Consider the following 22,182-nt stretch of genomic DNA (forward strand, 5'->3'; position numbering starts at 1 on the left):
ACTACATAGTCGTGGCTCTTTTGCTGATGATCTTTGGCGAGATCCTGACAATCTACAGCGAGGTGTACGCTTCGAAACTTCCGGGCCGGGTCATGGAGACTCCAGGCATGTTCCTCAAACCGATGATTCTGATCTGTATCGCCGGCATCAGCCTCATTCTGGCCTATTGGATGGGGTATCAGGGAACGGGCAACATCTGGGTCGTGACCGTCGCTTCCTTGACGTTGCTGTTGGTGCTGGAACCCATCGTTATCTACGCCATGCTCCGAGAGTTGCCGGAGCGGGGAGCATTGATCGGTTTCATTCTTGGCGCCGCAGGGCTCATTTCAACCGTGGCACTTTAAGCAAAAGGAAATTGTTTATGTCGACGCAAGACACTATCAAGACATGCACGGTATGCGGTTATGAATATGATCCGGCGGTTGGCGATCCGCAGAACGGGATCGCGGCCGGTACACCCTGGGATGACGTACATGACGACTGGCTGTGCCCTGATTGCCAGATGCCCAAGGAGGATTTCGAATAACGGGCGTCAAGCCGACCCACCGTACTTGACGGCTGCCGCGGCGCGCGACGGCACGTTCAAGGTGCGTAGCAGGGAAGACACATGAATCCGCACCGTGAACGGCGAAATATCCAGTTCACGGGCGATTTCCTTGTTGGTCTTGCCCTGGGCGATCAGCCGCAGCACCTCTTGCTGACGCGGGGTGAGGGCGGTGCCGGTGTCCAGCGGCAGCAGGCCGGACGGGGCGAATTTCACCAGTACCTCACCTTCACGAATCGCCCGGATCGCCTGACCGATCTCGTCGGGGGCGATGTTCTTGCCGATAAAACCATCGATGCCGGCGGCCATGACTTCGCCGATCAGCGCTTCGTCATCGACCATCGACACCACGATCAGCGTGGTTCGCGGCAAGCGGCGGCGTAGTTCCGCGAGCTGGCTGACACAGGTCAGGCCGGGAAAGCGCAGGTCGAGGATCAAGGTGTCGGGCTCATCGCCCGCCGGCAACAGGGCAAGCACGCTGTCGAGGTCGCCGGCCTCTTCGATCAGGGCGTCGGGCAGCAAGCGCTGGACGGTGCGCAGCAGCGCTTCGCGAAACAACGGGTGATCGTCGGCTATGATGATTCGGCACGCCATGGCAAAACCCTCCCTGGGTCAGCATTTCTCACGGCATGCACCTTAGCACCGGGCGAAGGCATTGCCTGTTGATTCGTGCTGTTTATGACGACTGCCGCACAAGGACGTTCCCCCATGAAGTTCGAAAAGAACACCGAGCTTGACCAGGCCAATCTGCGCATCATCATCGCCAGCATCGCGCTGATTTACATGGCCGTGCTCGGTTTCCTGCCGGGCCAGCGCTTCGATACCTATCTGCCGGTGGTCACCTACATTTCCCTGTTTCTGCTGGCCTCCGTCGTGCTGCGCCAGGCCATCGTGCGCTGGCCGGGGCATTATCCGGCGCGGCGGATTTTCGGCATGCTCCACGATTACACCGGCACCTGTTTCGGGCTGGTGGTCGGCGGCGAGGCGGCGTTGCCCATTTATGCCGTCATGGTCTGGGTCAATCTCGGCAACGGCATGCGCTACGGCTCGCGCTATCTGGCGATCGCCACGGTGTTGGCATTGCTGGCGCTGCTGGCGGTCTATCGGTTGACGCCGTACTGGCAGGCGCAACCGTTCATGGTGTTGATGCTGATGATCACCAGCACGGTGATTCCGGTGTATGCGCACCTGCTGCTGGAGCGTACGCGCAAGGCGTCCGAAGAGGCCGTCGCTGCCAATCTGGAAAAGTCGCGTTTCCTGGCCCAGGCCAGTCATGACTTGCGTCAGCCGATCCATTCCATCGGGTTGTTTACCGCATGCCTGCGCGAATCGAGGCTGGGCGAGGAGGAGCGGCGGCTGGTAGACAGCATCGACCGTTCGCTGCTCAATGTGTCGCAGCTGTTTCGTTCGATCCTCGATCTCTACACCCTCGACAACGGGCGGATTCTGCCCCGGTTGCAGACGCTTGAGCTGGGCGAGTGGCTGGCGGATCTGATCCGCCAGAACGCCGAAGCTGCACGTTGGGCGGGTGTAGAGCTGCGCTTGCGGCGTTGTGAACATTGGGTGCGCACCGATCCGGCGTTGCTCGCGACCATGGTGCAGAACGTGCTCTCCAATTGCTTCAAGTACGGCGCGCACCGACCGGTGCTGATTGGTGTGCGCAAGCGCGGCGCGGGTTTGGCCATCGCGATTTACGACCGCGGCAACGGTATCGCTGAAGAGCATTTGCCCAAGGTATTCGAGGAATTTTATCGGGTTCGCCAATTGCGCGACAAAGACGTCGAAGGCGTAGGCCTGGGGCTTTCGATTGTCCGGCGATTGGGGCAGCTGATCAGCATCGATGTCGCGATCCGTTCACGATTGGGGCATGGCACGGCGGTGACCTTGCTTGGCCTGCCGCTCGCGCCGCCGCAGATGCCGGTCAATCGTGAAGAGGCTCGACAGGTAGGGTTGCTGACAGGGCTGAAGGTGTGTCTGGTGGAAGATGATCGCAACGTTCTGCTGGCGACCTCTGCGTTGCTCGAGCGCTGGGGCTGCGTCGTGCAGGCTGAGCTGAGCGGGCAGGGCCTGATCACGGACTGCGACATCATCGTGGCCGACTATGACCTCGGCTCCCACAGCACCGGCATCGAGTGCATCGATGAGGTTCGTCGTCAGCGCGGTTATGCGGTGCCGGCCATGATCATCACCGGGCATGACATCGAAAAAATCCAGGCGGCCCTGCATGATCGGCAGATCGCCATTCTGTCCAAGCCGGTACGCCCGGCCGAGCTGCGCGCGACCTTGCGTGCGCTGCGCGACCGGCAGACCGAAGCGGTCAGCGCTTACACAGATAGTCTTGCGTGATGGTGGTTTGCAGGCAGTTGTACTGGCCCATGGTGCGGCAGATGTTTTTCTCCGAGCCCGACACTTCGGCGCTCTTGTAGCCCCAGGCCTTGCAACGACCTTCAGCCGCGGCCAGGCCTTGAGCGGCGGAGGTTTGCCCGCTCTCGAACTGGCCCAGTTCATAGGAGACCTGGACAACGCCGTCGGTCTTGCTGCCGCCGGTGGCTTCCCATTGCTTGGGGGTGGCGCAACCGGTCAGAACGACGGCTGCGAGGCTGAGGGTGGCGATGAGTGTTTTCATGATTGAACGCAATCCTTTACCGGATGAGAAGAGGCACTGGAGCGGTTTTTCTGCGCCGGATTACTGGTACGGAATCGGCGACGCGCCTTTGGGCAGGCAGGACAGCGGAGGCGTCATGATGCCCATGCTGGCCACTGCGATTATCGCGCCGCTGGGCAGTTCGCAGTTGTATTCGCCGGCGGCGGTGTAGGCGGTGTAGTAGGTCAGCGTGCTGTCGTTGCGGATGTTGCCGATCCTGGTGACCGGTTGGCCGATGACTGTCTGGGCACGTTCGCGCATGCTGTCTTCGGTGGGTTTGGCGGTCTGGCAACCGCTGGCCCCGAGGAGCAGGGCACCGAGAACCGTGATCTTGGCGAGGCTGAGCTGCAGTTTCATGGTGTTTCTTCCTTGGTGTTGTTGTTTTTCCAGGCACAACGATCCCGCGCACTGCGCAGCGGCAATGTTGGGGAGCGTCGGGGGTTGCGAGGGAATATAACGCCAGGGATCGGGGTGGTCGATTAGCACAAATGTGCTAGTGCGGCGCAACCAGCGGTGAGCTGATTGCGCCGATAGCGGTTATTGAGGGCTGTTGAACTGGTCGGAATAGCTGCCGCTCATGAGGGCTGAGGCCACCTGGTCGGAGCCGACGCCTGCGCGGGAATAGGCGAGCCGGCTGGCACCGACCTTGTCTGCGCCATCGGCGGCGAGGGCGCCTGCGCCAACGTGATCGGAGCCGTCAGAAGCAACGGCACCTGCGCCGACATGATCGGAACCGTCAGAGGCAACAGCGCCTGCGCCGACATGATCGGCACCGTCAGAAGCAACGGCACCTGCGCCAACGTGATCGGAGCCGTCAGAAGCAACGGCACCTGCGCCGACATGATCGGCGCCGTCAGAAGCAACTGCACCTGCACCGACATGATCCGATCCGTCAGAAGCTACGGCCCCAGCGCCGACATGATCTGAGCCGTCAGAGGCAACAGCGCCGGCGCCAACGTGATCCGCGCCGTCAGAGGCAACAGCGCCGGCGCCAACGTGATCCGCGCCGTCAGAAGCTACAGCTCCAGCGCCGACATGATCCGCACCATCAGAGGCGACAGCCCCCGCACCCACATGATCCGCCCCATCCGACGCCAATGCCTGCGCCTTCGCAGCCCAGACACTGGGCATTGCCACCGTTGCCGCAACTGCCAGGACAAGGCCCGGCCAAAGCGTGTGCTTCATGATGTTCTCCACGCCCCATCAGCCAAACAGCAACCGAGCATTACCCGTCATGCGTTGCGTGACGGAAGGCTCGTCGGCCCGGGGTCAACCAGATTGGTGAATGGCACGGGGGCACCGGAGGGTGCACGGGTGTCGACGGTTTACAGGAAATCTGGACAGCGAACTGAAAAGTATAGTTCGCCCTTGGCGGGAGGCAGGCTGAAGGGCCGTGAAGGCGATAGTCGGTTAGCTTCCTTGCAGACTGGCGCTAGAAAAAAATCAATCTAAAAACCGCGTAGCGCAATGCAGCGTGTTTGCTAGGCTCAAGAATGTAGGCGAAGACGCAGACTGATGCGCAAGCGGATAGCAAGGGGACGTGGGGCGCGTTCCGAAGGGTACACGGTTAGAAAGATCTCCGCGCTGAGATCCAGCCCTTATGCCGTGTGAAGCAGCCGAGACCGTACCCCTCTCAATTTGGTCCGGTACTGTGAGAAGCCTGATAAACCTTGTAAGCCAGAGACCAGCACTGGCCGCCTACTCAAACACCAAAGCCCGCCTCGTGCGGGCTTTGACGTTTTCCGGCTTTAGATGCTGGCCAGCGCCTGCGCCAGATCCGCACGCAGGTCTTCGATATCCTCAACACCTACCGACAGACGCACCAGGCTGTCACCGATGCCAAGTTTGGCGCGGGTTTCCGCCGGAATGGTCGCGTGAGTCATGATCGCCGGGTGCTCGATCAGGCTTTCCACACCACCGAGGCTTTCGGCCAGGGCGAAGATCTGCACGTTCTCCAGGAAGCGCCGGGCGCCTGCCAGATCACTGTTCAGATCCAGGGAAATCATCCCGCCGAACCCACGCATCTGCCGCTTGGCCAGTTCGTGCTGCGGGTGGGATTCCAGGCCTGGGTAGTAGACGCGTTTGACCTGCGGCTGCTGCTCCAGCCAGCGCGCCAGTTCCAGTGCGTTACTGCAATGACGCTCCATGCGCAGCGCCAGCGTCTTCACGCCGCGCAGGGTGAGGAACGCGTCGAACGGGCCGGAGATGGCACCAACGGCGTTCTGCAGGAAACCCAGGCGTTCGGCCAGTGCTGGATTGTCGCCAACGACCGCGATCCCGCCGATCACGTCGGAGTGACCGTTCAGGTATTTGGTGGTCGAGTGCAGCACGATGTCGAAACCCAGTTCCAGAGGACGCTGAATCCATGGGCTGGCAAAGGTGTTGTCGGCCACGCAGATGATTCCGCGTGCCTTGCAGATGCGCGCGATGGCGGCGAGGTCGGACAGGCTCAGCAGCGGGTTGGTCGGCGTCTCGACCATGACCATGCGCGTGTCGTCCTGCAGCGAGGCTTCGAACGCTGACAGATTCGCCAGATCGACGTAGCTGAAACGATGCCCGGCACTGCGCTGGCGCACCTTGTCGAACAGGCGGAACGTGCCGCCGTACAGGTCATTGCCGGACACGATATGCGAGCCGGCATCGATCAGTTCGAGTACGGTGGAAATCGTCGCCAGCCCGGACGCGAAGGCGAACGCCTGGGTGCCGCCCTCCAGATCCGCCACGCAACGCTCCAGGGCAAAACGCGTCGGGTTGTGCGAGCGGCCGTAGTCGAAGCCCTTGTGCACGCCGGGGCTGTCTTGCAGGTACGTGGAGTTGGCGTAGATCGGCGGCATCAGCGCGCCGGTGGTCGGATCCGGCGTTTGCCCGGCATGGATCACGCGGGTGGCGAAGCCTTGTTGACGGGCGTTCTTGTCGTGCTGGCTCATGCCAGGGATCTCCGTAATTGATTGAGCATGTCTACGCGGGTGATCAGGCCGTGGAAGCCTGAAGCGTCGGCGATGATGGCCACCAGACCGCTGCTGAGCACGGCTTCCAGTTCAGCCAGCGTCGCGCCGGGGGCGAGGGTTTGCAACTTGTCGGTCATCGCGCTGGAAACGGGTTTGCTGAAGAGCGAAGCGTCTTCGTGCACACGCACCAGAATGTCCGACTCGTCGATCACGCCGACCAGTTGCTTGCCATCCACCAGCACCGGCAGTTGTGAAACGTCGGCCAGGCGCATGCGCTGGAACGCGGTCATCAGCGTATCGTCCGGGCCGACGCTGACGACTTTGCCGTCTTCGAAGCGTCGGGCAATCAGGTCGCGCAGGTCGCCGTAGCGTTTGCGCTGCAGCAGGCCCTGATCGGTCATCCACTGGTCGTTGTAGACCTTCGACAGGTATCGGGTGCCGGTGTCGCAGACGAAGCTGACCACGCGTTTCGGCTCGGTCTGTTCGCGGCAGTAGCGCAGCGCCGCAGCGAGCAGGGTGCCGGTGGACGAACCACCGAGAATGCCTTCGGCTTTCAGCAGCTGACGGGCGTGATCGAAGCTTTCTTCGTCGCTGATCGAGTAGGCGCTGCGCACGCTCGACAGGTCGGTGATCGACGGAATGAAGTCCTCGCCGATGCCTTCCACCGCCCACGAACCTGCGGTGCCGAGATGTTTGCTACGGCTGTATTCAGCCATCACCGAACCGACCGGGTCAGCCAGGACCATTTCCAGATCCGGTTGCACGCGCTTGAAGAAGCGGGTCAGGCCGGTCAGCGTGCCGGCCGAGCCGACACCGACCACGATCGCGTCGAGGTCATGCTCGGTCTGGGCCCAGATTTCCGGCCCGGTGCTGCACTCGTGGGCCAGCGGGTTGGCCGGGTTGTTGAACTGGTCGGCGAAGAACGCGCCGGGAATGTCCTTGGCCAGACGCGCAGCGACATCCTGGTAATACTCGGGATGACCCTTGCCGACATCGGAGCGGGTGATGTGCACTTCGGCGCCCATGGCTTTGAGGTGCAGGACTTTTTCGGTAGACATTTTGTCCGGCACCACCAGCACGACGCGGTAGCCCTTGGCGCGGCCGACCAGGGCCAGGCCCAGCCCGGTGTTGCCGGCGGTGGCTTCGACGATCGTGCCGCCGGGTTGCAGGCGACCATCGCGCTCAGCGGCGTCGATCATGGCCAGACCGATGCGGTCCTTGATCGAACCGCCGGGGTTTTGTGATTCGAGTTTGAGAAACAGGGTGCAGGGACCGGTATCGAAGCGGGTGACTTGTACCAGCGGCGTATTGCCGATCAGCCCAAGTACGGCAGGGCGTGAATCCTTTGACATCTCTTCACCTCTTTGTGGTGTTGATCGCGTTCCATTCGCGGGGAAAAAGCTCGCGTGCAACATAGGCTCAGACCTGCGCTGTCGCAACCTTTAAACGGCCGGAAATACTGCCATTTCGATCTAACGATAGAACGAAATCGGAGAGGGGAAGGAAGTGATTTGCGGGGGTTTATACGCAGGCGTCATCGAGTATTGAAAGGGCGTCTTCAGCGTCACGAAGCGCTTGATCCGGTAGTAAAAATCTTGCAGCGAAAAATGCTGATTGATTGCTCGTCTGAATGTGAAATGCACACAGCCGCAAGTCACGTCATACCAATCTCAGGTGCCGGGCAGATTTTTTAGCCGCGATTTGCCCGGTATGCAGCGTTTGCAATCCCGCGCGATGCGCGATTAATATACGATCCATATACACTTCGTATCGGATATTGCCATGGGCATCGTAAAGATTTCAGAGGACATGCACGAAAATCTGCGCATCTCCAGCAACGCACTCAGCCGCTCGATCAACGCGCAGGCCGAACACTGGATGCGCATCGGCATGCTCGCCGAGCTGTATCCCGACCTTGATCACCACGCCATTTGCCGGTTGCTGATCCGCGCCGAACAATCGGGCGGTCTGGATCTGCAGCAAGTCTGTGCCCTGGCCGATGCCGCGCAGAACGCCTCGGTCAAAGAGGCGGCCAAGGCATGAGAAACCCGATCAAGATCAACACCCACGCCGAAATCGCCCAATCCCGCGAGGCCGGCAGACTGGCCGCCGAGGTGCTGGCGATGCTGGTCCCGCACGTCAAGGCTGGCGTGACGACCGATCAGCTCGACCAGTTGTGCAACGACTACATCGTCAATGTGCAGAAAGCCATTCCGGCCAACGTCGGTTATCACGGCTTTCCGAAAACCGTCTGCGCGTCAGTCAACGAAGTGGTGTGTCATGGCATTCCGTCGAAGCGCGTGCTGAAGGACGGCGATATCGTCAACCTCGACATCGCGGTGATCAAGGACGGCTGGTTCGGCGATACCAGCCGCATGTACGTGGTCGGCGAACCGACGCCCGAGGCGCGACATCTGATCAAGACCACTTACGACGCCATGTGCGCGGGTATCCGCGTCGTGCGGCCGGGCGCTACGCTGGGTGACATCGGCCATGCGATTCAAAGTCTGGCGGAAAAAGAAGGGTTCAGCGTGGTGCGCGAGTACTGCGGGCACGGGATCGGCAAGGTTTATCACGATGAACCGCAGGTGCTGCATTACGGTTATCCGGAGCAGGGCTTGAAGCTGAAGGCGGGGATGATTTTCACCATCGAGCCGATGCTCAATGCCGGCAAGCGCCATGTGAAGAGTCTGGCGGATGGCTGGACGGTGGTGACCAAGGATCAATCGTTGTCGGCGCAGTGGGAGCACATGATTGCGGTGACTGATGACGGATTCGAAGTTTTGACGGCTTGGCCTGACGAAATTGATGGGTTTGCGCCGATCAACTGATACCGAGTCGCCTGCTGGCCCTCACCCCAGCCCTCTCCCGGAGGGAGAGGGAGCCGATTGGGGAATATTGGAGAATTACGCCGACCTGAAAACTCCGCGGTGAATCCATAATCGCCGCCGACCAGAATGCTGTGCCAAATCCACAATCGACTCGGTTTTTCAGGTCGATGTACAGCGCAAGACACCTCGGTCGGCTCCCTCTCCCTCCGGGAGAGGGCTGGGGTGAGGGCGGGCAGGCGACTCGGTGTTAATGAGCTCCCGCCGCTTTGTTCAAATCGCTCTCAGCCCACTCGGTATAGACGCAAGCATCCGCCGTCGCCCAACGCACCCGAACCGGATCTCCAGCCTTCAACGGCATCCCCGCCGCCGACAGCGCCTTCACCGTCATCGAAGTCCCGCCCGAAGTCACCACACTGCAGGTCTGACTTTCCCCCAGAAACAACACCTCGACCACCTTCGCCGAAACCTCATTCCAGCCCGCCGCCAACGGCTCACTCGCCGCCTGCTGCACACTCAACGCCAACGCCTTTTCCGGACGCACCATCAGCAGCACATCCTGCCCGGTCTGCAATCCTGCGGTGAGACGGATCGACAGCGACTGCCCCTCAAAACTCGCCGCCGCATTGCCCTGCGCCTTGAGCTTGAGAAAGTTCGAGTTACCCAGAAACGACGCCACAAACGCATTCGGCGGATTCTGATAAAGGTCATAACCGCTGCCGAGCCCGACAATCTTGCCGTGACTGAAAATCGCGATGCGCTGGGACAGGCGCATGGCTTCTTCCTGGTCGTGAGTCACGTAGACGATGGTGATGCCGAGGCGGCGGTGCAGCTGGCGCAATTCGTCCTGCAGGTCTTCGCGAAGTTTCTTGTCCAGCGCACCGAGCGGTTCGTCCATCAGCAGAATGCGTGGCTCGTAAACCAGAGCGCGAGCGATGGCGACCCGTTGCTGCTGGCCGCCGGACAGTTGCGAAGGACGGCGATGGGCGAATTGTTCGAGCTGCACCAGTTTCAGCATCGCATCGACGCGTTTGTCCCGCTCGGCGGCAGCGAGTTTGCGGATCGCCAGCGGAAACGCGATGTTGTCGCGCACCGACAGATGCGGGAACAGCGAATAACGCTGGAACACCATGCCGATGTCGCGCTTGTGCGGCGGCACGTTCACCAGCGACTGGCCGTTGACCAGGATCTCGCCGCTGCTCGGCGTTTCGAAACCGGCGAGCATCGACAGCGTGGTGCTTTTGCCCGAGCCGCTGGAGCCGAGGAAGGTCAGGAATTCGCCGTCCTTGATGTCCAGCGAGATGTTGTCCACGGCCGCGAAATCGCCGTAGTGCTTGTTCAGGTTGCGCAGGCTGACCAGGGGGTTGTCGTTCTGCTGGGATGCGTCTTTGATCACGGCACTCATGTCGTACTCCTGGGCGCTCAGGCGCTGATTTCGTTGCGCCGGCGCAGAGCGGCGGCGATCACCATGACCAATACCGACAGCCCGATCAGCAGCGTCGAGGCGACGGCGATCACGGGCGTCAGGTCCTGGCGCAGGGTGGTCCACATTTTCACGGGAAGGGTTTGCAGGGTCGGGCTGGCCATCATCACGCTGAGCACCACTTCGTCCCACGAAACCAGGAAGGCGAAGAGGGCGCCGGCCACCATCCCCGGACGAATCGCCGGGAAGGTCACCTTGAACACCGCTTGCAGGCGTGACGCACCGCAGATCACCGCCGCGTCTTCAATCGACTGATCGAACAGCTTCAGCGAATTGATGATCGAGATGATGGTGAACGGCAGCGCGACGATCACGTGGCTGACGACGAAGGCGAACATCGTCCCGGTGTAGCCGAGCTTGAGGAACAGCGCGTACACCGCCACGGCGATGATCACCAGCGGCACGATCATCGGCAGGGTGAACAGGCCGTAGAGCATTTCCCGGCCGGGGAAGCGTCCGCGCACCAGCGCAAAGGCCGTCGGCAAACCGAGGGCGACGGCGCAGATCGTGGTCAGCACCGCGACCTTGAGGCTGGCCAGCGCTGCGCTCATCCAGTCGGCATTGGAGAAAAACTGCACGTACCATTTCAGCGTCCAGCCCGGTGGCGGGAACACCAGCCACTGGGACGAACCGAACGACAGCAGGACGATGAACACGATCGGCAACAGCAGGAACAGGCCGATCAGCCCGGTGGTGAAATACAGGCCGAAGCGCATCCGGCGACTCATGGCATTGGGCGTCAGGAGCATCTCGGCTTACCTCGCGTTACTGGCGCCAACCGGGGATTCCGGCTGCAGCTTCAGGTAGACGTAGAACAGCACCAGCGTGATGACGATCAGCAACGCGGCGCCGGCGCTGGCCAGGCCCCAGTTGAGGAACGACTGCACCTGCTGAATGATGAATTCCGGCAGCATCATGTTCTGCGCCCCACCCAGCAGCGCCGGGGTGACGTAGTAACCGAGCGACATCACGAACACCATCAACCCGCCGGACGCCAGACCCGGCCGGCACAGCGGCAGGAACACCCGGAAGAAGTTGGTCCAGGGACTTGCGCCACAGATCGAGCCGGCCTGCAGGATCATCGGGTCGATGGCCTGCATGGTCGCCTGCAACGGCAGCACGATGAACGGAATCATGATGTAGCTCATGCCGATCACCACGCCGGTCAGGTTGTGCACCATTTCCAGCGGCTGATCGATGATGCCCATGGCCATCAAGGCTTTATTGATGACGCCCGAAGCCTGCAACAGCACCAGCCACGAATAGGTGCGGGCGAGGAGGCTGGTCCACATCGACAGCAGTACGATGTTGAGGATCCAGCGGCCCCAGCCACGCGGCACCAGGGTGATTGCCCAGGCCAGCGGAAAGCCCAACAGCAGGCTGAACACCGTCACCAGTCCCGCCACCGAAAAGGTGTTGAATAGCACCCGGGCGTAGGCCGAGTTAGCGAACAGTTGCTCATAGTTGCCGAGGCCCGGCACCGGTTCCAGCACGCCGCGCAGCAACAAACCAATCAGCGGGGCGAGAAAGAACAGACCGAGGAACAACAGCGCCGGCGCGAGGTTGCCGGCGCCGCGCCAGCGTTGCTTGAGGGACGGGGCTTGCGCCATGGCACTCGCCTTGCCGGATGCCAGGCCGGCAGCACTTGCGGCGCTCCCGGTGGCAGTGGAGGGACGGGACGCGGTGGCCGCCATTTTCATTTGACCAGCCATTCGTTCCACCGTGTCGCGATGGCCGGACCGTTCTTGGCCCAGTACGCGAAATCAAGAGTGATCTGATCCTTAGCGTAGGCAGTCGGCAGGTTTGGGGCCAGCGTCGAGTCCAGACGCTGCACACTGTCGACGTTGACCGGGGCGTAGGCGGTCAGGTTGGAGAAGTCGGCCTGGCCTTTGGCACTGCTGGCGTTGGCCAGGAACTTCATCGCCGCGTCCTTGTTTTTCGAACCCTTTGGCACCACCAGAATGTCAGCCATGACCAGGTTCTGTTTCCAGCTCACGCCGACTGGTGCGCCGTCTTCCTGCAGGGCGTGGATCCGGCCGTTCCAGAACTGGCCCATGCTCGCTTCACCGGAGGCCAGCAGTTGCTGCGACTGCGCGCCGCCGCCCCACCAGACGATGTCTTTCTTGATGGTGTCGAGTTTCTTGAAGGCGCGATCCAGATCCAGCGGGTAGAGCTTGTCGGCCGGCACGCCGTCGGCGAGCAGGGCGAGCTCAAGCACGCCGGGACTTGGCCATTTGTACAGGGCGCGTTTGCCGGGGAAGGTCTTGGTGTCGAACAGCGCGCTCCAGTCCTGCGGCTTGTTGGCGCCGAGTTTGCCCTCGTTGTAGCCGAGGACGAAGGAGAAGAAGAACGAGCCGACGCCGTAGTCGCTGACAAAACGCGGGTCGATCTTGTCGCGCTGGATCTGTTTGAAATCGAGGGGTTCGAGCAGGCCTTCGGCGGCGGCGCGCAGAGCGAAGTCGGCTTCGACGTCGACCACGTCCCATTGCACGTTGCCGCTTTCGACCATGGCCTTGAGTTTGCCGTAGTCGGTCGGGCCGTCCTGCACGACGGTGATGCCGCTGGCCTTGCTGAACGGATCGGCCCAGGCCTGTTTCTGCGCATCCTGGGTGCTACCGCCCCAGCTGACAAAGTTCACACTCTCGGCGGCCATCGCGGCCTGGCCGGTCACGCTCAGCAGTCCCGCAAGAAAGATCGCGGTTGCAGCTTTGTTCAACACCATTTTTACGCCCTCATTGTTGTGTTTTTGAGCGGGCTTGCGTTGTTGCCCGCCTGTCGGGAGCAGTAGCTGGACGGTTTTTCAAGTCGTCCGGTCTATGGAATATCATATTATGGTATTCCAAACTTTGTGCAAGCACTTTGCCGTACCGGCTATCTGGCAAACAGGGTCATTCGGTGAATGGAATGCTCTCAACTACCTCAAGATCGTACCCAGTCAACCCGGCATACTTCAGCGGCGGGCCCAAGTGGCGCAGCTTGCCGACGCCCAGGTTCTGCAGAATCTGCGCCCCGGTGCCGACTTCCGAATAGATCCGCGATTGCGAGCGACTGAACTGTCGAGGCGGCTGAGTCAGTTGCGGAATGCGCTCCAGCAGCGCCTGGGAAGACTCATGATTGGCCAGCACCACGACCACGCCATGCCCTTCGGCCGCGACCCGTTGCAACGCCGCCCACAACGTCCAGTTCGTCGGCCCGCTGTACTCGGCGCCGACCAGATCGCGCAACGGATCGATCACATGCACGCGCACCAGCGTCGGTTCCTCACGGCGCAATTCGCCCATGACCATCGCCATGTGCACGCCGCCCTCGATGCGGTCCTCGAAAGTGATCAAACGAAAGGTGCCATGCACCGTCGGCAACTCCCGTTCACCGATGCGCTCAATGGTGTGTTCGGTGCTCAGGCGATAGTGGATCAGATCGGCGATGGTGCCGATCTTGATCCCGTGCTTGCGCGCAAAGACTTCCAGGTCCGGGCGGCGGGCCATGGTGCCGTCGTCGTTCATCACCTCGACGATCACCGAGGCGGGCGTGAACCCGGCCAGCCGCGCCAGATCACAACCAGCCTCGGTGTGACCGGCGCGGGTCAACACGCCACCTTCCTTGGCGCGCAGCGGGAAGATGTGGCCTGGCTGCACCAGGTCTTCTGCGCGTGCGTTCGGCGCGACCGCAGCGGCCACCGTACAGGCGCGGTCGGCGGCGGAAATGCCGGTAGTCACACCGACCGCCGCTTCGATGGATACCGTGAACGCGGTGCTGAACACGCTGCCATTGCTCGGCACCATCTGCTCAAGCCCCAGGCGCTGGCAATGATCGTCAGTCAACGTCAGACAAATCAGACCGCGAGCCTCACGGGCCATGAAACTGATTGCCTCGGGCGTGCAACGGTCGGCGGCCAGCAGCAGGTCACCTTCGTTTTCCCGATCCTCGTCATCGACCAGCAACACCATTTTGCCAAGGCGATAATCTTCGATGATTTCTTCGATGCTGTTGAAGGCCATGCTGGACTCTCGATGTGGATGAAATTCGTGGTATACCATAATACAAAATCAACCAAGAGGTCACTATGAAGGCGTACTGGATTGCTCACGTGGACATCACCGATCCCGATCACTACAGCCAATACACCCAGCGCGCGCCAAAGGCGTTCGCCGAGTACGGCGCGAGGTTTTTAGCCAGAGGCGGGCGCAGCGAAGCAATGGAAGGACGGACGACGCCACAGCGCAGCGTGGTGATTGAATTCGACAGTTATGAGCAGGCGGTGGCGTGCTATCGCTCGGCGGCGTATCAGGAAGCGAAGAGCTATCGCGAGGAGTGGGCGCGGGCGGAGATCGTTATTGTGGAAGGGATGGCGCCGTAACGACTTGCCTGCAAATCCGCAGGACCTGCAGAATCGAACACCGCCGCGATCTTTTGATATTTTTTCTGGATCAGGAGATCGCTCGCCGGACGGAATTTAATGCCTGCGGTTATGCACGATGTGTTCTAAGGGAATATTGATGCGCGAGACAAAAGGGATGTTTGCAGGTAGGCGAGTAGGCCTCTGGCTAGTGGCTGCTCTATTGGTAAATGCAGTCTTTCTGGCTTTTCTGATTTTCGGGAACAGTGCGAAGGGACGCGATCTGGAGATGGTTAAAACCAAAGAACCACTGCTGATCGAAGGGCAAGATGGCGATGACAATTACTATGTCCTGCCGATGGGGACAACGCTATATCACGATAAAAGCTTTCCTGAAGGGCACGATCGTTATGTGGTGTATCTGAATCACAAAGGTGCCATTGCCCACGAAGAAGTCCCGATGAAGCCTGAGTATGGCGGTTCTTTTATCGATCCTCTTTGGCTCGCCAATATTGATGCCGATACCTTGAAAGACATTTTCAAGCGTTTCCCGCTCTCCAAGAAAGACATCTCCGCTGCTCTCAAAGCCAATGAAATCACCAAAGATGATCTGGCGGATATTATTCGTGCGATGCCGGACTGAGCACCTATCTACCGAGGAATCGGGCCGGGCTCTGTATCTCTTGCAAGTGACGGCTGATCAACGCATGAAATGAATCTTGCCGCTGTCGTCATTGCCCATGTACATGCCATACACCCCGGCCTGGCGTTCCTCGATGTAGCGTTCGAGGATCTGCCGGATCGCCGGGTAGTAGATCTGCTCCCACGGGATGTCTTCGGGGGCGAAGAATTTGCAGGCGAGGGTTTCCGGGCCGTACTGGCCGGTGATTTCCAGCGCGAGGGCGCGGAAGATGATGTAGACCTCGCTGATCTTCGGCACGCTGAAGATCGAATACGGCGAGACAATTTCCGCACGTACGCCGCTTTCTTCCCAGACTTCGCGCAGGGCCGCCTGTTCGGTGGTTTCGCCGCTTTCCATGAAACCGGCGGGCAAGGTCCAGGTGCCGGGGCGCGGGGGAATTGCCCGTTGGCACAAGAGGTATTTGCCGTCCTGCTCGATGATGCAGCCGGCGATGATCTTCGGGTTTACGTAGTGGATGTAGCCGCAACCGCGGCACATCAGGCGCTCGTGCGTATCGCCCGGCGGCACTTGCTGACCGAGGTCAGCGCCACCGCATTTCGGGCAAAAGCTCGGGCTGAACATGTCAGTGACCTATGCGCGGTTCTTTCAGCGCGATGGGCAGGGTGATTGGCGGTGTGTCGCCGGTTTCTTCCTGTTTGCGCTTGAGGTAATCGAGAGCGACGGCAGCCGCAGCGCGCACGTGATCGACGCACGCCTGATGCGCCGCCAGCGGATCGCCGCTCTTGATCGCCTCAACCATTTTTTCCATCTCGTGATTGCTGGCGCCGCGACGGTTTTCCTGGGACACCGACGTTGCGCGCAAGTAGCTGATACGCGCCTGCAACTGACGCAGCTGAGTGGCTGCGACATGGTTGCCGGAACCTTCCAGCAGCACGTCGTAGAAACCCTGCACCGAGTCGATCACCTGCTGCAACTCGCCGTCCTTGAGCGCCTTGCGGTTCTCGTCGAGGGCTTTTTCCAGGGCCTTGATGTCCTTGGCCTTGGCGCGCAGGGTGAACAGCTGGACGATCAGGCCTTCGAGCACGCAACGCAGCTCATAAATGTCGACGGCATCGGCGAGGGTGATGATCGCCACGCGCGGGCCCTTGGCGTCGGCGAATTCCACCAGGCCTTCGGATTCGAGGTGACGCAAGGCTTCACGCACCGACGTACGGCTCACGCCCAGGCGATCGCACAGATCGCGCTCCACCAGGCGATCGCCCGGCAGCAGCTGGAAGTTCATGATGGCGCTTCGCAGTTTATCCAGCACGATTTCGCGCAGGGTGACGGGGTTGCGATTGACCTTGAAGCTGTCGTCGAGTGGCAGGCGTTTCATGGGGTCCGCTCTTTAAGGTGGCTGTCCATGCCAGACGGGCATCAAAACAGCCGAGGGGTTAACTGGAGGCCTCGGCGTCGGCTTCGGCGAAGGCTTCACGGGCAAGCCGGAAACTGTCCACGGCTGCCGGGACGCCGCAATAAATACCGACCTGAAGCAGAATTTCGCGTATTTGCTCACGACTCAGGCCGTTACGCAAGGCGCCGCGCACATGCAGTTTCAGTTCGTGCGGGCGGTTGAGCGCCGAGATCATCGCCAGGTTGATCATGCTGCGCTCCTTGAGCGACAGCCCCTCGCGTCCCCAGACGTGGCCCCAGCAGTATTCAGTGACCATTTCCTGCAGCGGGCGGGTGAAGTCGTCGGCGTTCTCGATCGAGCGCTGCACATAGGCTTCGCCCAGCACCTGGGTGCGGATCTTCAGGCCCTTTTCATACTTCTCGTTATTCATCATTTCCCCTCACACCACAAATCCCCTTGTGGGAGCTGGCTTGCCAGCGATGACGGCATCACATTCGACATCTATGCTGGCTGATCCACCGCCATCGCTGGCAAGCCAGCTCCCACAGGGTTTTGCATTGTTCCGTCAGGTCAGGGTCGGCAACGCGCCGAGCTTGCCCTTGTGATAGATCATCGGCGTCACCGGTTGCTCCGGCAGGATCAGGTTCTTCACCGCGCCGACGATGATCGCGTGATCGCCGCCGTCGTATTCGCGCCACAACTCGCACTCGATGATCGCCGTGGCTTTGGCGAGGATCGGGTTACCGAGCTCGCTCAAATGCCACTCGATGCCGTTGGCCTTGTCCTTGCCTTTGCCGGCAAAGGCGTAGGCCTCGGCGGTCTGGTCGGCGGACAGCAAATGGATCGCGAAACGCTTGCTGTCGCGCAGCACCGGGTAGGTGTCGGAGGCGTAGTTGGGGCAGAACAGCACCAGCGCCGGATCAATCGACAGCGCACTGAAGGCGCTGGCGGTGATGCCGACGATGCCGCCGTCCGGGTCGAGGGTGGTGACCACCGTGACCCCGGACGGAAACGAGCTCATGACGTCTTTGTAAATGCCGGGTTCGATCATGTCGCAGGACTCCTAACGCATCACAAACGGATCAGGCATCGGTGCCTGGGAGAGGTTGATCCACACCGTTTTCAGTTCGGTGTAGGCCAGCACCGAATCGATGCCGCTTTCGCGTCCATAGCCACTGTTCTTGAAGCCGCCGATCGGTGCCATGGCCGACACCGCGCGGTAGGTGTTGACCCAGATGATCCCCGAACGCACGTCCCGGGCCAGGCGATGGGCGCGGCCCAGGTCGCGGGTCCAGATGCCGGCGGCGAGGCCGAACTGCGAGTCGTTGGCGATCGCCAGCGCTTCGGCCTCATCCTTGAAACGGATCACCGAGGCGACCGGACCAAAGACTTCTTCCTGCATGATCTTCATCGAATTGCGGTCGCACTCGAACAGCGTCGGTTCATAGAACCAGCCATCGCCCACGCCACTCGGACGCTTGCCACCCAGACGCAGACGCGCGCCTTCGGCAATCGCATCAGCCACCAGACCTTCAACCACGGCCAGTTGCTGCGCGGTGGCCATGGGGCCCATTTCGCTGCTGTCGTCCTGCGGGTTGCCGATGCGGATGCGCTGGGCGCGCTCCACCAGTCGGCTGACGAACTCGTCGTAGATTTCGTCTTGCACCAGCAGTCGCGAACCGGATACGCAACTCTGCCCGGATGCGGAATAGATCCCGGCAATCGCGCCGTTGATCGCGCTGTCGAGGTCGGCGTCGGCAAAGATGATGTTCGGTGACTTGCCGCCCAGTTCCAGCGACAGCTTGGCGAAGTTCTCGGCGCTGCTGCGCACCACATGCCGGGCCGTGGCCGCGCCGCCGGTGAAGGCAATTTTGCGGATCAGCGGGTGGCGGGTGAGGGCGGCACCGGTGCTCGGGCCGTAGCCGGTGACGACGTTGACCACGCCCGGCGGAATCCCGGCTTCGAGGGCCAGGCGCGCCAGTTCCAGAATGGTTGCCGAGGCATGCTCGGACGGCTTGATCACGATGGTGTTGCCCGCTGCCAATGCCGGCGCCAGTTTGATCGCGGTCAGGTAAAGCGGGCTGTTCCAGGGAATGATCGCGGCGACCACGCCCATGGCTTCGTGCACGGTGTAGGCGAACAGATCGGGCTTATCCAGCGGCAGGGTGCCGCCTTCGAGCTTGTCGGCGAGGCCGGCGGTGTAGTGGAAAAACTCCGGCAGATAACCGACCTGACCGCGGGTTTCGCGGATCAGTTTGCCGTTGTCGCGGCTTTCCAGCTGCGCCAGTTGTTCCTTGTTTTCGGCGATCAGGTCACCGAGACGACGCAGCAGTTTGCCGCGCGCGGTGGCGGTCAAGCCACGCCATGCCGGGCTGTCGAAAGCGGTCTGTGCCGCTTGCACGGCGCGCTCGACGTCGGCCTCGTCAGCGTCGGGCAATTGGGCCCAGGGTTCGGCCAGCGCCGGGTTGAGGCTTTCGAAAGTCTTGCCGGAGAGGGCGTCGACCCATTCTCCGCCGATGCACATCTGGAAGCGTGCGAGCGTCATGCAACGATCCCCTTTATATGGTTTTGTCGGGCGTGTGCGGTGTCGAGAAATTCCAGCAGCGTCTGGTTCACCAGCCGTGGCGACTCTACCGGCATCATATGCCGTTGCTCGGGCAGCACGGCAACCTTCGCGCCGGGAATGCGCGCGGCCAGTTGCTCGGCCATTTCCGGGGTCGATCCGGGGTCCAGCTCGCCGGTGGCGATCAGCGTCGGCGCCTGGATGCTGCCCAGGTCGTCGGCGCGGTACATGTCCTGGGTGGCGAACAATTCGTAGGTGGTCAGGTAACCCTGCGGATCATTGCCGGCCAGGGTCTGGCGGATCGCAGCGATCTGCGCCGGGTTGGCCGCCTGGTATTCGCGGCTGAACCAGCGCGACAGCGCCGCTTCGGCATTCGCGTCCGGCCCGTGCTCGGCGGCCTGCGCAGTGCGGGCGATAACCCCGGCGCGCTGCTCTTCGCTGCGGTTGAACACGCTGTTGAGCACCACCAGGCTTTTCAGGCGTTCCGGGTAATGCAGGGCAAACGCCCGCGCCACCAGACCACCCATGGAAAAGCCGATCACCGACGCCTCGGGCAATTGCAGGTGGTCGAGCAGCTCCAGCAACTGATCGGCATAGCCGAGCAGGGCGGTGCCGCTGGCCGGTCGCGGGCTGGCGCCATGGCCGAGCATGTCGTAGGCGATCACCCGGTATTGCGTGGCCAGGCCAACGATCTGGCCGCCCCACATTTCTTTGTTCAAGCCCACGCCGTGGATCAACACCACGGGTTGGCCAACGCCTGTCGCCAGATAACTGGTGCCGGCCGGGGTGAGTTCAGCGGTGAGCCGAATCATGGAGCGCTCCTGCAATGCCTTTTTTATTGTGATTACTGGGCTTTTTCGGCGGCCAGTTCTTCCAGATCGATGTAGCGATTGCCGATGCGCGGGTGCAGGCGACCACCGTCGGCGCAACCGAGCACCACGACGATTTCGTCGGCGCGCGGGGCGTCTTCGATCTGCATTTCCAGGGTGATGTAGTGCGAGCGCAGGCCTTCGTCATCCTTGTGCATCATCGGAATCTGGATCGAAGTGCCCGGGCCGCCGCGCTTGTTGGTGAAGCTCAGGTAGCTCTTGGCCTTGACCGCTTCGCGGTAGTGATTGCCGAAGCGCAGGGTATGGATCACCGCCGACGCGTGCTCGATTTCGCCATCAGCGCCGACCACCGCGGCTTTGCCGTAGGCCTCGATCTTCTCGGCGCCGCCGATGATGCCCACCAGACGCTCGACCATCATCGCGCCGAGGTCGGAGCAATTGGCGCGGATCTGCGGCTTGAGATCTTCGACAAAGCCATTGCCGACCCACGGGTTCTTCATCACGACGGCCAGGCCGACCATGGTCACCGGGGTGTCGGACGCCTTGCCGCCTTCGATGAAGGTCTCTTCGACATGGCTGACGATCTTGCGGATTTCGAAACTCATGAGCTGCTCCGTAGGGGATAAAGAGTGTCTGTGCGTCTGATGGTATACCATAATACCGATCGTGCAAGTCCCCCTCGCAAGATTCCCTGCCATCAGTCGGACGAATGCCCGCGCATTCAGCTGCCGCTGTAGTCCCTTTCGGTTAACAAAAGATAACGTTGCGCCGATTGTCAGACGTTTCGAATGCCCGATAGGATGAGCCAGCTTCCGAAGGGGCTCTGGACAGCGGGTTTCAGGACTATGCTTGTGACCAGGCAGTCACCGTGAGCACCCTTGCGGCGCCCTTAAGGTCCATGACCAACAATAATAAACAGGGGAAGGTCTATGAGTCGTTGCCGCCCGCCGGCGTTACGCAACACCGCGTTGCTGGCCACAGCACTCTCTCTGCTGGGCTTTGCCACATTGTCGGCGCCGGTTCTCGCCGCCGAAGCGCCCGCCGACGTGGTCTATGCCACCGAATCGGCCAAGGCCTCGAAAAGCCTGATGCTCGATGTCGTTCACGCCGGAGCCCGGCTGGTGGCGGTCGGGGATCGCGGGCACATTCTCTATTCCGACGATCAGGGCAAGACCTGGACCCAGGCCAAGGTGCCGAGCCGCCAGTTGCTGACGGCCGTGTATTTCGTTGATGACAAGCACGGCTGGGCCGTCGGCCACGACGCACAGATCCTCGCCAGCGAAGACGGCGGCCTGACCTGGACCAAACAGTTCGAAGACCTCAAGCGCGAATCGCCGCTGCTCGACGTCTGGTTCAAGGACCTCGACAGCGGCCTCGCTGTGGGGGCCTACGGCGCGCTGCTGGAAACCACCGACGGCGGCAAGCACTGGGAAGACGTCAGTGATCGCCTCGACAACGAAGACCAGTTCCACCTCAACGCCATCGCTTCCGTTAAAGACGCCGGCCTGTTCATCGTCGGCGAGTCGGGCAGCATGTTCCGCTCCGCAGACGGGGGCCAGACCTGGGAAAAACTCGAAGGCCCGTACGAAGGGTCGCTGTTCGGCGTGATCGGCACGGCGCAACCGCAAACCCTGCTGGTCTACGGCCTGCGCGGCAACCTTTACCGCTCCACCGATTTCGGCAATACGTGGGAGCAGGTCGAGCTGAAAGCCGCGCGCGGTTCGCTGGAGTTCGGCCTGTCCGGCGCCACGCTGCTCGAGGATGGCTCCATCGTCATCGTCGGCAACGGCGGCTCGGTGGTCAGCAGCAGTGACAATGGCGAAACCTTCAGCGTGTTCAACCGTCCGGATCGCATCTCGCTGTCGTCGGTCACCGCCGCGGGCAACGGCAATCTGATCCTGAGCGGGCAGGGTGGCGTCCGGGTCACTTCGCCGAACGGCGCCGAGCTGGGCAAATGAGCCGAATCAATA

The 22,182-nt window shown here is 61.4% G+C and carries 26 protein-coding genes; 8 read left to right on the forward strand and 18 right to left on the reverse strand.

What is annotated here, in order from left to right; genetic code table 11:
- Nucleotides 1-5: 5 nt before the first annotated feature.
- Together CAF77_RS26995 and CAF77_RS27000 are read left to right on the forward strand one after the other, a co-directional pair.
- Nucleotides 6-344 carry a hypothetical protein gene (locus CAF77_RS26995; RefSeq protein WP_084777076.1) on the forward strand — a complete coding sequence of 113 codons (339 nt, stop codon included), beginning with the start codon at nt 6-8 and terminating at the stop codon, nt 342-344.
- A 17-nt stretch (nt 345-361) separates the two neighbouring features.
- Nucleotides 362-526, forward strand: a complete 165-nt coding sequence (locus CAF77_RS27000) for a rubredoxin (protein WP_064380452.1) — start codon at nt 362-364, stop codon at nt 524-526.
- A 6-nt stretch (nt 527-532) separates the two neighbouring features.
- On the opposite strand, the gene CAF77_RS27005 is transcribed toward CAF77_RS27000, so the two are convergent.
- Entirely contained in the window at nt 533-1,138 is a 606-nt protein-coding gene (locus tag CAF77_RS27005) for a response regulator transcription factor (RefSeq protein WP_064380450.1), read from the reverse strand.
- 114 nt (nt 1,139-1,252) lie between these two features.
- On the opposite strand from CAF77_RS27005, the gene CAF77_RS27010 reads away from it, so the two are divergent.
- Complete coding sequence (locus CAF77_RS27010; RefSeq protein WP_085655659.1) at nt 1,253-2,890, forward strand: hybrid sensor histidine kinase/response regulator; 1,638 nt, start codon at nt 1,253-1,255, stop codon at nt 2,888-2,890.
- Here CAF77_RS27010 and yecR read toward each other — a convergent pair.
- The 5 genes from yecR to CAF77_RS27035 all read right to left on the reverse strand — a co-directional run bounded on the left by yecR (nt 2,862) and on the right by CAF77_RS27035 (nt 7,488).
- Nucleotides 2,862-3,170 carry a YecR family lipoprotein gene (gene yecR, locus CAF77_RS27015; protein WP_085655660.1) on the reverse strand — a complete coding sequence of 103 codons (309 nt, stop codon included), beginning with the start codon at nt 3,168-3,170 and terminating at the stop codon, nt 2,862-2,864. The genes CAF77_RS27010 and yecR overlap by 29 nt on opposite strands.
- Nucleotides 3,171-3,230: 60 nt before the next feature.
- Nucleotides 3,231-3,545, reverse strand: a complete 315-nt coding sequence (locus CAF77_RS27020) for a hypothetical protein (protein ID WP_064380445.1) — start codon at nt 3,543-3,545, stop codon at nt 3,231-3,233.
- A 218-nt stretch (nt 3,546-3,763) separates the two neighbouring features.
- A complete protein-coding gene (locus CAF77_RS29400; RefSeq protein WP_170929007.1) occupies nt 3,764-4,069 on the reverse strand; it encodes a hypothetical protein in 306 nt (101 codons plus the stop codon).
- Between the two features lie 867 nt (nt 4,070-4,936).
- Complete coding sequence (locus CAF77_RS27030; protein ID WP_085655661.1) at nt 4,937-6,115, reverse strand: cystathionine gamma-synthase; 1,179 nt, start codon at nt 6,113-6,115, stop codon at nt 4,937-4,939.
- On the reverse strand, nt 6,112-7,488 hold the full coding sequence (locus CAF77_RS27035) for a pyridoxal-phosphate dependent enzyme (protein ID WP_007957391.1): 1,377 nt from the start codon (nt 7,486-7,488) through the stop codon (nt 6,112-6,114). Before CAF77_RS27035 ends, CAF77_RS27030 begins: the two co-directional genes overlap by 4 nt.
- Nucleotides 7,489-7,918: 430 nt before the next feature.
- Between CAF77_RS27035 and CAF77_RS27040 the strand changes: the two genes are divergently transcribed.
- On the forward strand, nt 7,919-8,179 hold the full coding sequence (locus CAF77_RS27040; RefSeq protein ID WP_011334623.1) for a ParD-like family protein: 261 nt from the start codon (nt 7,919-7,921) through the stop codon (nt 8,177-8,179).
- Nucleotides 8,176-8,967: a type I methionyl aminopeptidase gene (map, locus tag CAF77_RS27045; RefSeq protein ID WP_085655662.1), complete on the forward strand. Its 792-nt coding sequence runs from the start codon at nt 8,176-8,178 to the stop codon at nt 8,965-8,967. Before CAF77_RS27040 ends, map begins: the two co-directional genes overlap by 4 nt.
- Nucleotides 8,968-9,214: 247 nt before the next feature.
- Here the strand turns inward: map and CAF77_RS27050 are convergent, their stop codons facing one another.
- From CAF77_RS27050 to ribBA, 5 genes are all read right to left on the reverse strand, one after another.
- On the reverse strand, nt 9,215-10,369 hold the full coding sequence (locus tag CAF77_RS27050; protein WP_085655663.1) for an ABC transporter ATP-binding protein: 1,155 nt from the start codon (nt 10,367-10,369) through the stop codon (nt 9,215-9,217).
- Between the two features lie 17 nt (nt 10,370-10,386).
- Entirely contained in the window at nt 10,387-11,196 is an 810-nt protein-coding gene (locus CAF77_RS27055; protein WP_007957396.1) for an ABC transporter permease, read from the reverse strand.
- Nucleotides 11,197-11,202: 6 nt separating this feature from the next.
- Nucleotides 11,203-12,147 (reverse strand): ABC transporter permease, encoded by a 945-nt coding sequence (locus CAF77_RS27060; RefSeq protein ID WP_039766889.1) that lies wholly within the window; start codon nt 12,145-12,147, stop codon nt 11,203-11,205.
- On the reverse strand, nt 12,144-13,169 hold the full coding sequence (locus tag CAF77_RS27065; protein WP_085655664.1) for an ABC transporter substrate-binding protein: 1,026 nt from the start codon (nt 13,167-13,169) through the stop codon (nt 12,144-12,146). The genes CAF77_RS27060 and CAF77_RS27065 overlap by 4 nt, the downstream gene beginning before the upstream one ends.
- A gap of 166 nt (nt 13,170-13,335) precedes the next feature.
- Nucleotides 13,336-14,445 (reverse strand): bifunctional 3,4-dihydroxy-2-butanone-4-phosphate synthase/GTP cyclohydrolase II, encoded by a 1,110-nt coding sequence (gene ribBA / locus CAF77_RS27070; protein WP_064380429.1) that lies wholly within the window; start codon nt 14,443-14,445, stop codon nt 13,336-13,338.
- A 65-nt stretch (nt 14,446-14,510) separates the two neighbouring features.
- Here ribBA and CAF77_RS27075 point away from each other — a divergent pair, with 65 nt between their 5' ends.
- On the forward strand, nt 14,511-14,804 hold the full coding sequence (locus tag CAF77_RS27075) for a DUF1330 domain-containing protein (RefSeq protein ID WP_085655665.1): 294 nt from the start codon (nt 14,511-14,513) through the stop codon (nt 14,802-14,804).
- A gap of 139 nt (nt 14,805-14,943) precedes the next feature.
- Entirely contained in the window at nt 14,944-15,426 is a 483-nt protein-coding gene (locus CAF77_RS27080; protein ID WP_085655666.1) for a hypothetical protein, read from the forward strand.
- Between the two features lie 57 nt (nt 15,427-15,483).
- On the opposite strand, the gene CAF77_RS27085 is transcribed toward CAF77_RS27080, so the two are convergent.
- The 7 genes from CAF77_RS27085 to CAF77_RS27115 form a co-directional block, all read right to left on the reverse strand.
- A complete protein-coding gene (locus tag CAF77_RS27085) occupies nt 15,484-16,047 on the reverse strand; it encodes an NUDIX hydrolase (RefSeq protein WP_007957402.1) in 564 nt (187 codons plus the stop codon).
- A gap of 1 nt (nt 16,048) precedes the next feature.
- Nucleotides 16,049-16,801, reverse strand: a complete 753-nt coding sequence (locus CAF77_RS27090) for a GntR family transcriptional regulator (protein ID WP_039766879.1) — start codon at nt 16,799-16,801, stop codon at nt 16,049-16,051.
- 58 nt (nt 16,802-16,859) lie between these two features.
- Nucleotides 16,860-17,249, reverse strand: coding sequence for a carboxymuconolactone decarboxylase family protein (locus tag CAF77_RS27095; protein WP_065259878.1), 390 nt, complete (start codon nt 17,247-17,249; stop codon nt 16,860-16,862).
- Nucleotides 17,250-17,384: 135 nt separating this feature from the next.
- Nucleotides 17,385-17,870, reverse strand: a complete 486-nt coding sequence (locus tag CAF77_RS27100) for a flavin reductase family protein (RefSeq protein WP_085655667.1) — start codon at nt 17,868-17,870, stop codon at nt 17,385-17,387.
- Nucleotides 17,871-17,882: 12 nt separating this feature from the next.
- Nucleotides 17,883-19,364 (reverse strand): aldehyde dehydrogenase, encoded by a 1,482-nt coding sequence (locus CAF77_RS27105; RefSeq protein ID WP_085655668.1) that lies wholly within the window; start codon nt 19,362-19,364, stop codon nt 17,883-17,885.
- On the reverse strand, nt 19,361-20,194 hold the full coding sequence (locus tag CAF77_RS27110; protein WP_039766874.1) for an alpha/beta fold hydrolase: 834 nt from the start codon (nt 20,192-20,194) through the stop codon (nt 19,361-19,363). Before CAF77_RS27110 ends, CAF77_RS27105 begins: the two co-directional genes overlap by 4 nt.
- Before the next feature lie 32 nt (nt 20,195-20,226).
- Nucleotides 20,227-20,817: an amino acid synthesis family protein gene (locus CAF77_RS27115; RefSeq protein ID WP_085655669.1), complete on the reverse strand. Its 591-nt coding sequence runs from the start codon at nt 20,815-20,817 to the stop codon at nt 20,227-20,229.
- A gap of 324 nt (nt 20,818-21,141) precedes the next feature.
- Here CAF77_RS27115 and CAF77_RS27120 point away from each other — a divergent pair, with 324 nt between their 5' ends.
- Nucleotides 21,142-22,170, forward strand: coding sequence for a YCF48-related protein (locus CAF77_RS27120; protein ID WP_085655670.1), 1,029 nt, complete (start codon nt 21,142-21,144; stop codon nt 22,168-22,170).
- The last annotated feature ends 12 nt before the right edge of the window (nt 22,171-22,182 follow it).

It is taken from the genome of Pseudomonas sp. R15(2017), assembly GCF_002112685.1.
Taxonomy (GTDB): Bacteria; Pseudomonadota; Gammaproteobacteria; order Pseudomonadales; family Pseudomonadaceae; genus Aquipseudomonas; species Aquipseudomonas glycinae.

What these genes read in the sequence shown, in the direction of transcription:
- CAF77_RS29400 (WP_170929007.1), bottom strand. Translation starts at nt 4,069, where the DNA reads ATGTCGGTGCAGGTGCAGTTGCTTCTGACGGCGCCGATCATGTCGGCG.
- CAF77_RS27040 (WP_011334623.1), top strand. Translation starts at nt 7,919, where the DNA reads ATGGGCATCGTAAAGATTTCAGAGGACATGCACGAAAATCTGCGCATC.
- CAF77_RS27105 (WP_085655668.1), bottom strand. Translation starts at nt 19,364, where the DNA reads ATGACGCTCGCACGCTTCCAGATGTGCATCGGCGGAGAATGGGTCGAC.
- CAF77_RS27100 (WP_085655667.1), bottom strand. Translation starts at nt 17,870, where the DNA reads ATGATCGAACCCGGCATTTACAAAGACGTCATGAGCTCGTTTCCGTCC.
- CAF77_RS27075 (WP_085655665.1), top strand. Translation starts at nt 14,511, where the DNA reads ATGAAGGCGTACTGGATTGCTCACGTGGACATCACCGATCCCGATCAC.
- CAF77_RS27050 (WP_085655663.1), bottom strand. Translation starts at nt 10,369, where the DNA reads ATGAGTGCCGTGATCAAAGACGCATCCCAGCAGAACGACAACCCCCTG.
- yecR (WP_085655660.1), bottom strand. Translation starts at nt 3,170, where the DNA reads ATGAAAACACTCATCGCCACCCTCAGCCTCGCAGCCGTCGTTCTGACC.
- CAF77_RS27115 (WP_085655669.1), bottom strand. Translation starts at nt 20,817, where the DNA reads ATGAGTTTCGAAATCCGCAAGATCGTCAGCCATGTCGAAGAGACCTTC.
- CAF77_RS27030 (WP_085655661.1), bottom strand. Translation starts at nt 6,115, where the DNA reads ATGAGCCAGCACGACAAGAACGCCCGTCAACAAGGCTTCGCCACCCGC.
- ribBA (WP_064380429.1), bottom strand. Translation starts at nt 14,445, where the DNA reads ATGGCCTTCAACAGCATCGAAGAAATCATCGAAGATTATCGCCTTGGC.
- CAF77_RS27035 (WP_007957391.1), bottom strand. Translation starts at nt 7,488, where the DNA reads ATGTCAAAGGATTCACGCCCTGCCGTACTTGGGCTGATCGGCAATACG.
- CAF77_RS27090 (WP_039766879.1), bottom strand. Translation starts at nt 16,801, where the DNA reads ATGAAACGCCTGCCACTCGACGACAGCTTCAAGGTCAATCGCAACCCC.
- CAF77_RS27005 (WP_064380450.1), bottom strand. Translation starts at nt 1,138, where the DNA reads ATGGCGTGCCGAATCATCATAGCCGACGATCACCCGTTGTTTCGCGAA.
- CAF77_RS27060 (WP_039766889.1), bottom strand. Translation starts at nt 12,147, where the DNA reads ATGAAAATGGCGGCCACCGCGTCCCGTCCCTCCACTGCCACCGGGAGC.
- map (WP_085655662.1), top strand. Translation starts at nt 8,176, where the DNA reads ATGAGAAACCCGATCAAGATCAACACCCACGCCGAAATCGCCCAATCC.
- CAF77_RS27120 (WP_085655670.1), top strand. Translation starts at nt 21,142, where the DNA reads ATGAGTCGTTGCCGCCCGCCGGCGTTACGCAACACCGCGTTGCTGGCC.
- CAF77_RS27065 (WP_085655664.1), bottom strand. Translation starts at nt 13,169, where the DNA reads ATGGTGTTGAACAAAGCTGCAACCGCGATCTTTCTTGCGGGACTGCTG.
- CAF77_RS27080 (WP_085655666.1), top strand. Translation starts at nt 14,944, where the DNA reads ATGCGCGAGACAAAAGGGATGTTTGCAGGTAGGCGAGTAGGCCTCTGG.
- CAF77_RS27020 (WP_064380445.1), bottom strand. Translation starts at nt 3,545, where the DNA reads ATGAAACTGCAGCTCAGCCTCGCCAAGATCACGGTTCTCGGTGCCCTG.
- CAF77_RS27055 (WP_007957396.1), bottom strand. Translation starts at nt 11,196, where the DNA reads ATGCTCCTGACGCCCAATGCCATGAGTCGCCGGATGCGCTTCGGCCTG.
- CAF77_RS27000 (WP_064380452.1), top strand. Translation starts at nt 362, where the DNA reads ATGTCGACGCAAGACACTATCAAGACATGCACGGTATGCGGTTATGAA.
- CAF77_RS27085 (WP_007957402.1), bottom strand. Translation starts at nt 16,047, where the DNA reads ATGTTCAGCCCGAGCTTTTGCCCGAAATGCGGTGGCGCTGACCTCGGT.
- CAF77_RS27010 (WP_085655659.1), top strand. Translation starts at nt 1,253, where the DNA reads ATGAAGTTCGAAAAGAACACCGAGCTTGACCAGGCCAATCTGCGCATC.
- CAF77_RS27095 (WP_065259878.1), bottom strand. Translation starts at nt 17,249, where the DNA reads ATGAATAACGAGAAGTATGAAAAGGGCCTGAAGATCCGCACCCAGGTG.
- CAF77_RS27110 (WP_039766874.1), bottom strand. Translation starts at nt 20,194, where the DNA reads ATGATTCGGCTCACCGCTGAACTCACCCCGGCCGGCACCAGTTATCTG.